Here is a 14,071-nt window from a genome sequence, read left to right on the forward strand (position 1 = left end):
ACATGGGAGCGGGCCACGCCCATCGCCTCTACCGGCACGGGCACTCCGTCGTGCACCGGCTGCCGCCGCACACGAAACTCGCCGCCGCCTTCGCCTTCGTCGTGGTCGTCGTCTCGACGCCGCGCGAGGCGCTGTGGGCCTTCGGCGGGTACGCGCTGCTGCTCGCCGCCGTCGCGACGGCGGCCCGCGTCCCGGCGGGCTACCTGCTGAAACGGCTGCTCATCGAGGTGCCCTTCGTGGCCTTCGCGGTGCTCATGCCGTTCGTCGCGGAGGGGCGCCACACGGAGTTCCTGGGCCTGTCCCTGTCCGTGAACGGCCTGTGGGGCGCCTTCAACGTCCTCGCGAAGGGCACGCTCGGCGTCGCCGCGTCCGTCCTGCTCGCCTCCACGACCGAACTGCGCTCCCTGCTCCTGGGCCTGCAACGGCTCCGGCTGCCCCCGATGCTCGTCCAGATCGCCTCGTTCATGATCCGCTACGGGGACGTCATCACGGACGAGATGCGCCGCATGAGGATCGCCCGCGAGTCGCGCGGTTTCGAGGCGAAGGGCGTACGGCAGTGGGGCGTCCTCGCGAAATCGGCGGGCGCGCTCTTCATCCGCTCCTACGAACGCGGCGAGCGCGTCCACCTCGCGATGCTCAGCCGCGGCTACACGGGCAGCATGCCCGTCATCGACGAGATCACCGCGAGCGGCACGCAGTGGGCGCACGCCCTCGCGCTGCCCGTCGCGGCGCTCGTGATCTGCCTGTTGGGATGGACCCTGTGACGAACTCAGCCACCGACCCGGTACCGACGAGCCCGGCCACCGACCCCGTACCGGCGAAACCCGCCACCGACCCCGTACGCGGCGACAGCGGGGCCGGAACGCCGCCCCCCTCGCTCGACGTGAGCGGACTCGCCTACGCCTACCCCGACGGCCACCAGGCGCTCTTCGGCGTCGACCTCCGGATCGGCAAGGGCGAGCGCGTCGCGCTCCTCGGCCCCAACGGGGCGGGCAAGACGACCCTCGTCCTCCACCTCAACGGCATCCTCGAAGCGGGCGCGGGCAGCGTCACCGTCGCGGGCCTCCCGGTCGGCAAGAAGCACATGGCGGAGATCCGCCGCCGCGTCGGCCTCGTCTTCCAGGACCCCGACGACCAGCTCTTCATGCCCACCGTCCGCGAGGACGTCGCCTTCGGCCCGGCGGCCTCGGGGCTGCGGGGCGCGGAGCTGGAGGCGCGGGTGCGCGAGGCGCTCGACGAGGTCGGCATGACCGAGTTCCTCGACCGTCCCCCGCACCACCTCTCCTTCGGCCAGCGCCGCCGCGTCGCCGTCGCGACCGTCCTCGCGATGAAGCCGGAGATCCTCGTCCTGGACGAGCCCTCCTCGAACCTCGACCCCGCCTCGCGCCGCGAACTCGCCGACATCCTCCAGCGCCTCGACGTGACCGTCCTGATGGTCACCCACGACCTCCCCTACGCCCTCGAACTGTGCCCGCGCGCGGCGATCCTCAGCGAGGGCGTCATCGCGGCGGACGGCCCGACCGGCGAGCTGCTGAGCGACGCCGCCCTCATGCGCGCCCACCGCCTCGAACTGCCCTTCGGCTTCGATCCGCGGTCTGTGACCATGGAGAGGTGAACGAGAGTGTGCGGCAAGCCGGGGACGTGACGGTCGAAGGACTCGTCGCCCCGGGATACGAGCAGGTCAGGGACGCCTTCGTCGGGAACTTCGCCCGGCTCGGGGAGCGCGGCGCCGCCGTCGCGGTCTACCGCGACGGGCGCAAGGTCGTGGACCTGTGGGGCGGTACGCGGGACGGGGACGCCGATTCCGCTGACGGGGCCGAGCCCTGGCGCCGGGGCACCGCGCAGATCGTCCGCTCCGCGACGAAGGGCGTCGCCGCGACCGTACTGCTCCTGCTCCACCAGCGCGGCGCCCTCGACCTGGAGGCCCCCGTCGCGACGTACTGGCCCCAGTACAAGGCGCACGGCAAGGACGCCACCCGTGTCCGCCACCTCCTCGGCCACCGCGCGGGCGTGCCCGCGCTCGACACGCCGCTCACCCCCGAGGCCGCCCGCGACCTCGACCGCGCCGCCGCGGCCGTCGCCGCGCAGAAACCCTTCTGGGAGCCCGGCACCGACCACGGCTACCACGCGCAGACGTACGGCTTCCTCACCGGCGAACTCGTGCGCCGCCTCACCGGGCGCACACTCGGCTCCTGGGTCGCCGAACACCTGGAGCGGCCCCTCGGCCTCGACCTCTGGATAGGGCTGCCCGAGGACGAGGAGTGGCGCGTCGGCCGCATCACGCCGCTCGCCCCGCCGCCCGTGGCGAACGGCCTGCGCCTGCGCCCGCGCAGGGACATCGCCGCCGCGTACGCCGACCCGGACTCGCTCACGAGCCGCGCCTTCGCCGCCGTACGCCCCGAGGCCGACGAGAACACCCGCGCCCACCGCGCCGCCGAACTCCCCGCCGCGAACGGCATCGCGACCGCGCGCGGCCTCGCCCGCTTCTACGCGGCGCTCATCGGAGACGTGGACGGTGGCCGCCGCCTGTTCACCCCCGCGACCCTCGCGATGGCCCGCACCCAGGAGTCCGAGGGCCCCGACCGCGTCCTCGTCGCCCGCACCCGCTTCGGCGCCGGCTTCATGCTCCACGGCCCCGCGAGCCCCCTCCTCGCCCCGGGCTCCTTCGGCCACCCGGGCCGCGGCGGCTCCCTCGGCTTCGCGGACCCCGAATCGGGCATCGGCTTCGGCTACGTGACGAACGGACTCCGGAAGGGCGTCACGGCCGACCCGCGGGCGCAGGCGCTGGTGAGGGCGGTGCGGGGGGTGGTGGGGGACTGAGGTGGGCTGAGGTGGGCTGAGGTGGACCGAGGCGGGCGGCCCCCTGTACCCATCCCCCGTCCCCCCGGTAGCTTCCGCGCCATGACTCAGCGATTCGATGGCCATGCCGCCCTCATCACCGGTGCCGCGCGCGGGATCGGCGCCGCGACCGCGCGCCGGCTCGCCGCCGAAGGGGCGCGGGTGCTGCTCACCGACGCCGACGAGGTCGCCGCGCGCGCGACCGCCGCCGGGATACCGGGCGCGGAGCCGTACCGCCTCGACGTGCGGGTACGGGCCGAGGCCGAGGCCGCCGTGGCGCACGCGGTGGAGCGCTTCGGGCGGCTCGACGTGCTCGTCAACAATGCCTACGCGGCGGGCGAGGACGCGGAACTCTTCGAGGACGAGAGCGACGAGGTCTGGGAGCGCGATATCGACGTGTGCCTCGGCGGTGCCTTCCGCTGCTCGCGCGCCGCGCTCCCGCACCTCGTCGCCTCGGGCCGGGGCGCGATCGTGACGATCGGCTCGGTCAACGCCGAGGCCGACTTCGGCGGCCACGCCTACAGCGCGGCGAAGGCCGGTCTCACCTCGCTGACCCGCACGCTCGCGGGCCACGCGGGCCCGCGCGGCGTACGCGTCAACCTCGTCGAGCCCGGCACGGTCCGCACGACGGCCTGGGCCGACCGCCCCGCCCACCTCGAAGCCTTCGCCGGCCTCTACCCGCTCGGCCGCGTCGGCGAACCCGAGGACATCGCGGCGGCCGTCGCCTACCTCGCCTCCGCCGACGCGGCCTGGGTCACGGGCACGACCCTGCGCGTGGACGGCGGCATCCTCGCGGTCCAGTCGGGATTCCGGCAGCGGGCGGCGGCGGCGAACGCGGCGGCGGTACGGGCCGAGGACGGGCCGGGCGTCGACTGAACCCCGTACCGCCGGACCCGCACCGGTCCGATCGCCGGCCCCCGCTACAGCTCCAGCAGGTCCAGCGCCTGGTCCATGTTGCGGCGGACCAGTGCCTGGCGGGTCGCATCGAGGCCCGGGTCGGCGTAGCGGACCGCGGACTGTTCGAGGTACCACTCGACGCGCCAGACCCGCAGCCAGGCGAGCGCCCAGCGCTCGGCGGACAGGCCCGCGCGGCGGTCGAGCGTCGAGGCCGGGCCGCCCAGGTCCACGTACCGCTCCAGGAACGCGCGCGCCTCGCGGGGGCGCGGGCGGTCGAGGCCGTCGCCCCAGGAGACGAGGTCGAAGAGGACGGGGCCGGCGTAGGAGCGCGCGAAGTCGATGAGGCGGATGCCCCTCGGCCCGACGTGCACGCCGTTCCCGGCGATCTCGGTGTGCACCCAGCCGAAGGGCTCCTGGTCGGCGCCCGCGCTGCGCTCCTCGGAGACCTTGCGCACCTTGTCGAGGTCGTCGCCGAGCCTGCCCGCCAGCGCGGTCCAGCGCCCCGTCTCCTGGAGCCGGTCCAGGTGCCAGCGCGCCCGGTCGGGCAGCGTGATCATCGTGGACTCGGAGAGCGAGGGGCTGCCGGGCGGCGAGGGCGCCCGGTGGAGGACGAGGAGCAGTGCGAGCACCTCGTCCTCGGTGGCGGGGCGTTCCGCCTCGCCCAGGTCCTCCATGACGATCGTCATGTGCTTGTCGCGCACCTCGCTGGAGTGCAGCGTCGCCACGGGCACCCCGGCGGCCTGGAGCACGCGGTGCGTCGCCGCCTCGTGCGCGAGCGGCGCGTGCCCGTACTTGTGGATGAGCGTCAGGCCGTCCGCGAAGACGAGCCGCTCGACCCCGCCGTGCGTCCACGCGCGCACCTTCTCGCGTCGGGGCTCCGGGGCGAGCCCCAGCCGGTCGAGGTGCTCCGCGAGGACCGTATTCAGGAGAGCGAAGTCGAGCACGGGACGTCCCGGGGGGAGGCGGTACGAGGCACGGACGGCCACATCGTGGCCCACACCCCCGCACCAGCCCAAGCCCGCGACCGATCGCGACCGTTATCGACCCGACGAGTCCGGAAGGCGGCCCTTCGTGAGCGGAATTGGCCGTACGGGTCCGGCGGCCGATCGGCAACGGTCGGCGTCAAGGTCCCTCACCCCGTCGCGATCATCCCGTCGCGATCACCCCGTCGCGCGCAGCACCTCCGCCACGATCGGGCCCGCCACGTCGCCGCCGTGGCCGCCCTGCTCCGCGTACGCGGCGGCCGTGAACTGGCCCCGGTAGCCCGCGAACCAGCTGTTCGACTGCGTCTGCCCGTCGACCTCCGCCGAGCCGGTCTTCGCGCCGATGTCCGGACCGAGGCCGCTCATCGCGGTCGCCGCGGTGCCGCTCGTCGCGGTGAGGTTCATCATCTGCCGCAATTGCGCCGCCGTGTTCGGGCTCAGCCCGGCGGCCGTGGCCAGTGGCCGCTTGTCGAAGGACGCGGGGACGAGGACGGGCTGGTGGAAGGCCCCGTCGCGGATCGTCGCGACGACGGAGGCGAGGTTGAGCGGATTGAGCTGCACCTTGCCCTGCCCGATGAGCGAGACGCCCTTGTCGTCCCCCTCGGCGACCGGCACCTTCCCGTCCGCCGAGGCGATGCCCGTCTTCCAGTTGTCGCGCCCGAGCCCGAACTTCTCGCTCGCCTCGGCACCGAGGTCGCCGGGCTGGAGCTTCGGCGCGAAGGAGACGAAGGAGGTGTTGCAGGAGATCGCGAAGGCACGTTGGAGCGTCGCGCCCGGATCGGCCTTCATCCCCGTCAGGTTGTGCACCGTCTGGCCGCCCGAGAGCGCCGTGTCGGGGCAGGGAGCGGGGCCGTTCGCGCTGGTCAGGCCCTTGTCTATGAGCATCGCGGCCGTGATCATCTTCATCGTGGAGCCGGGCGCCACGGTCCCTTGGAACGCGGCGTTGAACTGGTCGTCGCGGTGGTTGGCGACGGCGAGGATCTCACCCGTCCCGGCCCGCTCGACGACGACGGACGCGTTCGCGTACGCCGCCACGGCCTTCTCGGCGGCGGCCTGCACCCCCGCGCTGAGCGTCGTCGGCACCCGCCCCGGCTTGCCCTTCTCCAGCGTGAGCAGCGTCGTGTCCGGCGTGTCGTCGGAGTGCTTGATCATCAGCTCGACGGCCCCGGAACCGCCCGCCTGCTCCCCGTACCGCTCCCTGAGCTGGGCGAGGATCGGCGCGAGCGAGGGGTAGGTCCCCGCGTCGAGGGTCTTGCCGTCGTGGTCGACGAGCGTCACGGGCGGGGCGTCGGCGTCCCCGGTGACGAGCAGGTCGCCGTCCCTCATCCGCGGATGCACGAGCGCGGGCGTCCACTTGACGACCGGCTGACCGGTCGCCTCCGAGCGGACGACCTTCAACTCCGTGTCGTACGCGAGCGACTTGCCGCGCACGGCGAGCTTCACGTGGTACGGCAGCGTCGTGCCCGCCGCGGTGCCGGGCGTCAGCGTCACCTCGCTGACGTGTGCCTTGTCCCGTACGCCCTGGAGCGCGACCCCCGCCGGGGCGGGCTGACTGGTCAGCGCGGCGGCCGCGGTGAGGCGCCCGGCGCCCCACGTACGCAGGAACTTCTCCCCCGTCTCCCGTACGTCCTTCGCCGTCAGCGGCGTGTCGAGGCGCTTGGCGACCGCCTCGGCCGAATTCTCGTCCGCCGTGCCCGAGGTGACGGCGTGCACGAGGTTGTACGCCCCGTACCCGCCGCCACCGAGCAGCACGACGAGCGCCCCCGACACCACCGAAACCTTCACCCCGGTGCGCATGACAGCACTCCCCCTCCCCGCATGTGGTCGTCGGGAGCCTATGCGGCGGGCGGGACTTGTGGAGATCCCGTTACTGGATTGCGATGATCATGCGACCGTCGGTAGTCCCGGCCGGGGGCCCGTGGCCGGGGACGGTCAGCTCATGTCGCGTTCCGCCGCGGCCTGGCCGAGCAGTTCGGGGTACGCCTCCCGCGCCTCCTGCGTGGACAGGCCGAGGAGCATCGCGGACCAGGGGACGGGGCAGGGCGGGGCGTGGTCGGGGTCGGGGCACAGCAGGTGCTCGATCCGCCGCTTGATCTCCTCGGCCCGCGCCGGCGTGGCGTACAGGCCCAGGCGCAGTTCCTGGACGCTTCGCTCTTCGGTCATCGCTCACCTTTTCCGCAGTTCCGACCGGACTCCCGCTCAGATCCAGGAATTGAGCCACATCCGGTCGTGCCAGGACCCGTAGGGAATCGCCGTGCCCGTGTAGAGGGGCCAGAAGTACACGAAGTTCCAGGCGATGAGGAGGAAAAGCACGCCCGCCGCCGTCGCCCCGATCGTCCTGCGGCGCTCCGTGGCCCCGGCCGGGCCGAGCACGGCGCCCACCAGCATGGTCAGCGCGAGGCACAGGAAGGGCACGAAGACGACCGCGTAGAAGTAGAAGATCGTGCGCTCCTGGTAGTGGAGCCACGGCAGCCAGCCGATGGCCACCGCGCCGAGGATCGCGCCCGCGCGCCAGTCGCGGCGGAAGACCCAGCGCCACAGCACGTAGACGAGCGCGGCGCACGCCGCCCACCACAGCGCGGGCGTGCCGAGCGCGAGGACCTCGCGGGCGCAGTCGCCCGTGGTACCGCTCGGGCAGCCGTCGCTGCCGGGCGGCGGGGACTCGTAGAAGTACGAGACGGGACGGCCGTCGACCATCCAGCTCCACGCGTTGGACTGGTAGCGGTGGCCGTCGGTGAGGCCGACGTGGAACTTGTAGACCTCGTGCTCGTAGTGCCACAGGCTCCGCAGCCAGTCGGGCAGCCAGGTGAAGTGGCCGCCCTGCCCGGCCGTCTTCGCCCAGTCGCGCAGGTAGCCGCCCTTGCCGTTGTCGGGCGAGGCGATCCACGCGGTCCAGGAGGCCAGGTAGACGGCGAGGGCGACCGGGACGAGGGAGAGGAAGGCGAGCGGCGAGTCGCGGAGCAGCATGGCGAGCCAGGCGCGCCCTCCGCGCGCGCCCGCGACCTTGCGCGCGCCGACGTCCCACAGCACCGTCATGACGCCGAACGCGGCGAGCACGAAGAGCCCGTTCCACTTCGTGCCGAGGGCGAGACCCAGGCAGATCCCGGCGGCCCAGCGCCAGGGCCGCCAGCCGAGGAACGCGGTCTCGGCGACCGTGGCGTCCGCCCGTACGACCCCGTCGGCGTCGACCGGGAGCGCGGCGAGCAGCCGGGCGCGGGCGCGGTCGCGGTCCAGGAGCAGGCAGCCGAAGGCGGCGAGGACGAAGAACATCAGCACGAGGTCGAGGAGCGCGGTGCGGCTCATCACGAGGTGCAGGCCGTCGATCGTGAGCAGCGCGCCCGCGAAGCAGCCGAGGAACGTCGAGCGGAACATGCGCCGCCCGATCCGGCACAGCATCCACACGGACGCGGTGCCGAGCACCGCCGTCATGAAGCGCCAGCCGAAGGGCGTGAGGCCGAAGAGCCACTCGCCGATCCCGATGACGTACTTGCCGACCGGCGGGTGCACGACGTACGCGGCCTGCGTCGGGATGTCGACCGTGGAGGGGTCGGCGAGGATCTGCTTATTGGCCTGCTCGCCCCAGCTCACCTCGTAGCCGCGGTGGATGAGCGCCCAGGCGTCCTTCGCGTAGTACGTCTCGTCGAATATCACCGCCTTCGGCGAGCCGAGGTGCCAGAAGCGGGTGATCCCGGCGACGAGGGTGATCAGCAGCGGACCGAGCCAGCTCGCGGAGCGCACGAGGAAGGCCGAGAGGCGGTACGGGAGGCCGATCGCCGTCCACAGCCCCGGATCGGCGGGCCCCGCCCACGGCGGATCGAGCCGCTCGGCGACGCTCGCCTCGCGGCGCCCGGGGACGTAGCCGAAGCGGCGCAGCCGCCGCTGCCAGGGCGGCGGGGCCTGGGGATCGGCGGTCTGCCCCTGGCTGGCCTCGGTCGAGGACGCGGTACTGGTCACCGGGTCATCGTAGGGAACAGTCATGTGGACAGGAGTGAATGCTTCCCCGTTCTCGCGGCCGGCGTCGCGGGACTCCGCCCCGCACCCCGCTCCTCGATCTCCCCCAGCCTTCGGCCGGGAGGTACCCCAGAGGGGCTTGATTTTCGGGCCGGTGCGGGTGGGGCGTCATCATGGTGGGGTGACTTCCGAGACCTCCCCCGCCCCGTCCCCCGCTCCGTCGACCGCCGCCTCCGCCGGGCTGCTCGTCCTCGCCGGTACCCCCATCGGGGACGTGGCGGACGCGCCGCCCCGGCTCGCCCGCGAGCTGGAGACGGCCGACATCGTGGCGGCCGAGGACACGCGGCGGCTGCGGCGGCTCACGCAGGCGCTCGGCGTGCGGGTCGGGGGCCGCGTCGTCTCGTACTTCGAGGGCAACGAGTCGGCCCGTACGCCGGAACTCGCCGACGCGCTCGCGGGCGGTGCGCGCGTGTTGCTCGTCACGGACGCCGGGATGCCCTCCGTCTCCGACCCCGGCTACCGGCTCGTCGCCGCCGCCGTGGAGCGCGACGTACGCGTCACCGCCGTGCCGGGGCCCTCCGCCGTGCTCACCGCGCTCGCCGTGTCGGGGCTTCCCGTCGACCGCTTCTGCTTCGAGGGCTTCCTGCCGCGCAAGGCGGGCGAGCGCCGCGCGCGCCTGAGCGAGGTCGCCGACGAGCGCCGCACCCTCGTCTACTTCGAGGCCCCGCACCGAATCGACGACACCCTCGCCGCGATGGCGGACGTCTTCGGCGCGGCGCGCCGCGCGGCCGTGTGCCGCGAACTGACGAAGACGTACGAGGAGGTGAAGCGCGGCCCGCTCGCGGAGCTGGCGGCGTGGGCGGCGGAGGGCGTACGGGGCGAGATCACCGTCGTCGTCGAGGGCGCCCCGGAGCCGGATCCGGCCGGCCTGGACGCGGCCGAGCTGGTGCGCAGGGTGCGGGTGCGGGAGGAGGCGGGGGAGCGGCGCAAGGAGGCCATCGCGGCGGTGGCGGCGGAGGCGGGGCTGCCGAAGCGGGAGGTGTTCGACGCGGTGGTGGCGGCGAAGAACGCGGAGAAGAACGCCGGCTGAGGAGCGGCGGGGCGGGGGTGCGCCGCACACGGCGGGCGTTGCGGGAGACGTAACCGTTTCTCCGCGCCAAACTCGGGCAAAGCGTCCCGGTGTTTCGGCAAAGTCCGGGTCGCGGCGAAGGGCCCGAAGTGCACGGGTTCGCCAAATCCGGTCCAACGTTCGGCAGCCCCTGTGGTGCGGGCCGCCGGGCGGGAGTGCACTGGTCGTGGCGGGGCGGTGCGCCGCTCCGGGGCCGGCGGTTGGCAGCCGGCCGGGCACGACACGAGGAGCTGGCATGAGCGACTTCGCAGGCAGCGTCCACCCCGCGACCACGAGCGGCTCCGCCGCGAGCGCTGGGCCCGCCGGGACCCCTGGGACCACCGGGGCCCCGGGTGCTGCCGGGACCACCCGGGCCGTCGGCACCGTCCAGGAGTCCTACTCCTTCGCCTGCATGCGCTGCGGGCACGGCTGGGAGCAGGCGTACGAGATAGAACGGCACGCCGACCCGGACGGCCACCCCTACGTGGTCTACCTGGCCGGAGGCGAGCGCGTGCCGTCCCCGCTCAGCAGCCCGTCGTGCCTCAACTGCGGGGGCGGCGTCGTCCGGATCATGCGCGCGGGCCGCGTGACGTCGGCGGCTTCGCAGGCGCACACGTACGGGCACGGAGCGGCCCCCGCGAAGCCGGCCCGGCACCGTACGGCGGGCGGGGGGAGCGTGGCGGAGGCGGCGGAGCCGGGCGGCGAGCCCGGGGGCCCGCACCACTGGCACGTGCTCGCGGACCTGCTCCACGTCCTCCACCGGCAGCAGCCGCCGCAGGAGCGGTAGGGCGGGGCGGGACCGCCGGGCGGAGGCCTCCGGTCCCGCGTACGTGCCTGAGCCGGCCCGTGCCCGGCCCGCCTGCCCTCCGCCTCTACCGCCCCGCCTTCGTAGGATCGTTCCCATGAAGGCCAAGGACGACAAGACCGCGCCGCCACCGCTGCCCGAGCCCCTGCGGGTCGCGGTGGCGGACGCGCACACCCACCTCGACATGCAGGCGGGCACCGTCGATGAGGCGTTGGCCAAGGCCGCGTCGGTCGGGGTGACGCGGCTCGTCCAGGTCGGCTGCGACCTGGCGGGCTCGCGCTGGGCGGCGGAGACGGCGGCGGCGTACGCGCACATCCACGCGACTGTGGCGCTGCACCCGAACGAGGCGCCGCGCATCGTGCACGGCGACCCTGAGGGCGGCTGGTCCCGGCAGGGCGAGCGGCCGGGCGGCGGAGAGGCGGCGCTCGACGAGGCGCTCGACGAGATCGAGCGGCTCGCGGCGCTCCCGCAGGTGGTCGGGGTCGGCGAGACGGGCCTGGATTATTTTCGTACGGGCCCGGAGGGCAAGGACGCGCAAGAGCGGTCGTTCCGCGCGCACATCGAGATCGCCAAGCGCCACGACCGGACCCTCGTGATCCACGACCGCGAGGCGCACGCCGACGTGCTGCGTGTCCTGAAGGAGGAGGGCGCGCCCGAGCGGACCGTCTTCCACTGCTACTCCGGCGACGCGGAGATGGCGGAGATCTGCGCGCGCGAGGGCTACTACCTGTCCTTCGCGGGCAACGTGACCTTCAAGAACGCCCAGAACCTCCGCGACGCCCTCGCCGTCGCGCCGCTCGACCTCGTCCTCGTCGAGACGGACGCCCCCTTCCTCACCCCGGCCCCGTACCGAGGCCGCCCCAACGCCCCCTACCTGATCCCGGTCACGCTCCGGGCGATGGCGCGGGTGAGGGACATCGCGGAGGAGGAGATGGCGGAGGCCCTGGCCCGCAACACCGGACGGGCGTTCGGGATGCGGGGGCTGTTCGAGGGGTGAGGGGGCGGGGGACCGGACGGTGCTCGACGCGGCGGGCGTCGTGACCCTGCCCGAGGGCAGCTTCTGGGACTGGGAGGTCGTGCACTGGACCCCGGCGGAGCTGCGGCTACGCGCCGGATACGACCTGACGTACCACCACGAGCTGGAGCTGATTCCGGCCGGGGCGACCCTGGTCCGCTGCCCCGACATGTTCCACGACCCCGTCTTCCGTGCCCCGAGCGCGGCCGAAGGGGCCGCCGTAGCCGGGTGGTTGGGGGAGTCGCCCTCGCTCCTCATCGCCTTCGACGCGGACGGGGGGCGGAGCTGATGCCATGCCTCGTGGCGGTGGAGGGGATCGGGGGAATACTCCAGCGAGGTGAGTGAGCACTCACCCACCCGCAAGGGTTCGCTCACAATTACCCACTCCTTCGAGTGAGGCGTGTGACGGGTTCTCCGGAGTTATCCACAGATTCGCGATTTTGGTCGAAAGGGGGGCGAGGCGTCCGGAAGACTTGATGGCAGCGGGTGGCCCACCTCCCCTTTGGGAGGGTGGGGTCTGTGCGCGGACCGATCGCGACGCCGACCGCCCCCCCCCGAAAACCCCTCGCCCTCCGCCACCCCGCCCGCGACACTGCCCCCCTGTGACCTCAGCTCCCAACACCCCCGAACCGACCCCCAGCCCCACCACCCCGCCCACCCCCTTCACCCCGTCCACTCCGCTCACCCCCAACCCCTTCGCCCCACCCCACCCCACCCCCTTCACCCCAGCCTGGCGCACCCCCCTCGCCGACGACGAGCTCCGCGCCCTGCTCGCCGAGGCGTTCGGCGGCGTCCCCGCCCCCGGAATCGCCGCGCGCCTCGCCCGGCACAGCCTCGGCTGGGCCGCCGTGCGGGATGAGACCGGCCGCCTCGCCGGCTTCGTCAACGTCGCCTGGGACGGCGGCGCCCACGCCTTCCTCCTCGACACCGCCGTCGCACGAGCGCACCGCCGCCGCGGCCTCGGCCGCGCGCTCGTCGCCACCGCCGCCGCCGAGGCGCGCGCGGCGGGCTGCGACTGGCTCCACGTCGACTACGAGGAACACCTGCGCTCCTTCTACGAGAACGCCTGCGGCTTCGCCCCCACGGCGGCCGGACTCGTCCGCCTCCGCGCGGCCTGAGCCGGTACGGGGACGGGCCGGGTGCCTGCGGCTTCGCCCCCACGGCGGCCGGACTTCTCCGCCTCCGCGCAGCCTGAGCCGGTACGCGCACGGGCCGGGGGGCGCCCCTCCGCGCGCACCCGGCCCGTCCCCGTACCGCCGGGCCCTCAGGCACTCGCCCCGCTCAGTCCCAGTGCGGCATGATCTCCTCCCCGTAACGCGACCCCGCCGAGCCGTGCGGCAGGATCTCCTGGACGCGGGCGAGCTCCCGCGGGGTGAGGACGACCGAGGCGGCGGCCACGTTCTCCGCCAGGCGCCGCGGGCTGCGCGTGCCGGGGATGGGGACGATGTCCTCGCCCTGCGCCAGAAGCCACGCGAGGGCGAGCTGCGTGACGGTGATGCCCTTCTCGCCCGCGAGCGCGGTCAGCTGCCGTACGGCGTCCAGGTTCTTCTCGTAGTTGCCGGGCTGCCAGCGCGGGTCCGTCGCGCGCATGTCGTCCGCCGGGTACGCGGCGGCCGGCTGGACCGCCGAGGTGAGGAAACCGCGGCCGAGCGGCGAGTACGGTACGAAGCCGATGCCCAGTTCGCGCACCACCGGCAGGACCGCCGTCTCGACCTCCCGCTCGAAGAGCGAGTACTCGGTCTGGAGCACCGAGACCGGCTGCACGGCGTGCGCCCTGCGGATGGTCCGCGGTCCCGCCTCGCTCAGCCCGAAGAACCGCACCTTGCCTTCCGCGATCAGCTCCCCGACCGTGCCCGCCACCTCCTCGATGGGCACGTCCGGGTCCACCCGGTGCTGGTACAGGACGTCGATGTGGTCGGTGCCGAGGTACCGCAGGCTGTTCTCCGTCACCTCGCGGATGTGCGCGGGACGGCTGTCCAGCGCGACGCCCGCCCGCGCGGGATCGCTCATGTCGAAGCCGAACTTCGTGGCAAGGACGACCTCCTCGCGGAAGCCCCTCACCGCGCGGCCGAGCAGTTGTTCGTTGCTGCCCGTGCCCATGCCGTACAGCTCGGCGGTGTCGAAGAAGGTGATGCCGAGGTCGTGGGCGCGGTGGATCGTCTCGCTGGCGCCGCGCTCGTCCGGCGTCGCGGTGTCGCCGTACGCCATCGTCATGCCCATCGTGCCGAGGCCGAGCGCGGAGGTGCGCAGACCCTGCGCGCCGAGCGTGCGGGTGGGGAGCTTGGTCGTGTCGTCGTGCTGTGCCATGCCTCGACGCTAGGACCGCGCGCACCGGGAAACATGGGGCGTCACTCGCGTAACATTGCCTGATCCTCTCAGGCCGGATCTGAGTGGGCAGGAGCTGAGCGGTCGGCAGCTGAACGGGCAGGGCCTCAGCGGTCAGGAGCTGAGCGGTCGGCAGCCGAGGGGGCAGG

At 73.7% G+C, this 14,071-nt stretch carries 14 protein-coding genes; 9 read left to right on the plus strand and 5 right to left on the minus strand.

Annotated features, from left to right (window positions below; translation table 11 throughout):
- The first annotated feature begins 2 nt into the window (after positions 1 to 2).
- The 4 genes from cbiQ to ACIP4O_RS03615 all read left to right on the plus strand — a co-directional run bounded on the left by cbiQ (position 3) and on the right by ACIP4O_RS03615 (position 3,714).
- Positions 3 to 764, plus strand: a complete 762-nt coding sequence (gene cbiQ / locus ACIP4O_RS03600; RefSeq protein WP_401571045.1) for a cobalt ECF transporter T component CbiQ — start codon at positions 3 to 5, stop codon at positions 762 to 764.
- A complete protein-coding gene (locus ACIP4O_RS03605; RefSeq protein WP_401571048.1) occupies positions 752 to 1,615 on the plus strand; it encodes an energy-coupling factor ABC transporter ATP-binding protein in 864 nt (287 codons plus the stop codon). Before cbiQ ends, ACIP4O_RS03605 begins: the two co-directional genes overlap by 13 nt.
- Positions 1,612 to 2,820 carry a serine hydrolase domain-containing protein gene (locus tag ACIP4O_RS03610; protein WP_401571050.1) on the plus strand — a complete coding sequence of 403 codons (1,209 nt, stop codon included), beginning with the start codon at positions 1,612 to 1,614 and terminating at the stop codon, positions 2,818 to 2,820. Before ACIP4O_RS03605 ends, ACIP4O_RS03610 begins: the two co-directional genes overlap by 4 nt.
- Before the next feature lie 81 nt (positions 2,821 to 2,901).
- Positions 2,902 to 3,714, plus strand: a complete 813-nt coding sequence (locus ACIP4O_RS03615) for an SDR family NAD(P)-dependent oxidoreductase (protein ID WP_401571053.1) — start codon at positions 2,902 to 2,904, stop codon at positions 3,712 to 3,714.
- 44 nt (positions 3,715 to 3,758) lie between these two features.
- Here ACIP4O_RS03615 and ACIP4O_RS03620 read toward each other — a convergent pair whose 3' ends face one another.
- From ACIP4O_RS03620 to ACIP4O_RS03635, 4 genes are all read right to left on the minus strand, one after another.
- A complete protein-coding gene (locus ACIP4O_RS03620) occupies positions 3,759 to 4,679 on the minus strand; it encodes a phosphotransferase (protein ID WP_401571056.1) in 921 nt (306 codons plus the stop codon).
- Positions 4,680 to 4,895: 216 nt separating this feature from the next.
- The gene (locus ACIP4O_RS03625) at positions 4,896 to 6,515 is read right to left on the minus strand and encodes a penicillin-binding transpeptidase domain-containing protein (RefSeq protein ID WP_401571059.1); all 1,620 of its coding nucleotides are present in this window, start codon (positions 6,513 to 6,515) and stop codon (positions 4,896 to 4,898) included.
- A gap of 135 nt (positions 6,516 to 6,650) precedes the next feature.
- Complete coding sequence (locus ACIP4O_RS03630) at positions 6,651 to 6,881, minus strand: hypothetical protein (RefSeq protein ID WP_401571062.1); 231 nt, start codon at positions 6,879 to 6,881, stop codon at positions 6,651 to 6,653.
- Positions 6,882 to 6,917: 36 nt separating this feature from the next.
- Positions 6,918 to 8,672 (minus strand): dolichyl-phosphate-mannose--protein mannosyltransferase, encoded by a 1,755-nt coding sequence (locus ACIP4O_RS03635; protein WP_401571065.1) that lies wholly within the window; start codon positions 8,670 to 8,672, stop codon positions 6,918 to 6,920.
- Between the two features lie 178 nt (positions 8,673 to 8,850).
- On the opposite strand from ACIP4O_RS03635, the gene rsmI reads away from it, so the two are divergent.
- The 5 genes from rsmI to ACIP4O_RS03660 all read left to right on the plus strand — a co-directional run bounded on the left by rsmI (position 8,851) and on the right by ACIP4O_RS03660 (position 12,715).
- Positions 8,851 to 9,759: a 16S rRNA (cytidine(1402)-2'-O)-methyltransferase gene (gene rsmI / locus ACIP4O_RS03640; RefSeq protein WP_401571067.1), complete on the plus strand. Its 909-nt coding sequence runs from the start codon at positions 8,851 to 8,853 to the stop codon at positions 9,757 to 9,759.
- A gap of 274 nt (positions 9,760 to 10,033) precedes the next feature.
- Positions 10,034 to 10,564: a hypothetical protein gene (locus ACIP4O_RS03645; protein ID WP_401571070.1), complete on the plus strand. Its 531-nt coding sequence runs from the start codon at positions 10,034 to 10,036 to the stop codon at positions 10,562 to 10,564.
- A gap of 115 nt (positions 10,565 to 10,679) precedes the next feature.
- Positions 10,680 to 11,579, plus strand: coding sequence for a TatD family hydrolase (locus tag ACIP4O_RS03650; RefSeq protein WP_401571072.1), 900 nt, complete (start codon positions 10,680 to 10,682; stop codon positions 11,577 to 11,579).
- A gap of 19 nt (positions 11,580 to 11,598) precedes the next feature.
- Positions 11,599 to 11,886: a hypothetical protein gene (locus ACIP4O_RS03655; RefSeq protein ID WP_401571075.1), complete on the plus strand. Its 288-nt coding sequence runs from the start codon at positions 11,599 to 11,601 to the stop codon at positions 11,884 to 11,886.
- Positions 11,887 to 12,199: 313 nt separating this feature from the next.
- The gene (locus ACIP4O_RS03660) at positions 12,200 to 12,715 is read left to right on the plus strand and encodes a GNAT family N-acetyltransferase (protein WP_401571078.1); all 516 of its coding nucleotides are present in this window, start codon (positions 12,200 to 12,202) and stop codon (positions 12,713 to 12,715) included.
- Between the two features lie 163 nt (positions 12,716 to 12,878).
- Here the strand turns inward: ACIP4O_RS03660 and ACIP4O_RS03665 are convergent, their stop codons facing one another.
- The gene (locus ACIP4O_RS03665) at positions 12,879 to 13,904 is read right to left on the minus strand and encodes an aldo/keto reductase (protein WP_401571081.1); all 1,026 of its coding nucleotides are present in this window, start codon (positions 13,902 to 13,904) and stop codon (positions 12,879 to 12,881) included.
- Positions 13,905 to 14,071: the final 167 nt, after the last annotated feature.

The sequence above is a fragment of the Streptomyces sp. NPDC088923 genome, assembly GCF_044749745.1.
Taxonomy (GTDB): Bacteria; Actinomycetota; Actinomycetes; order Streptomycetales; family Streptomycetaceae; genus Streptomyces.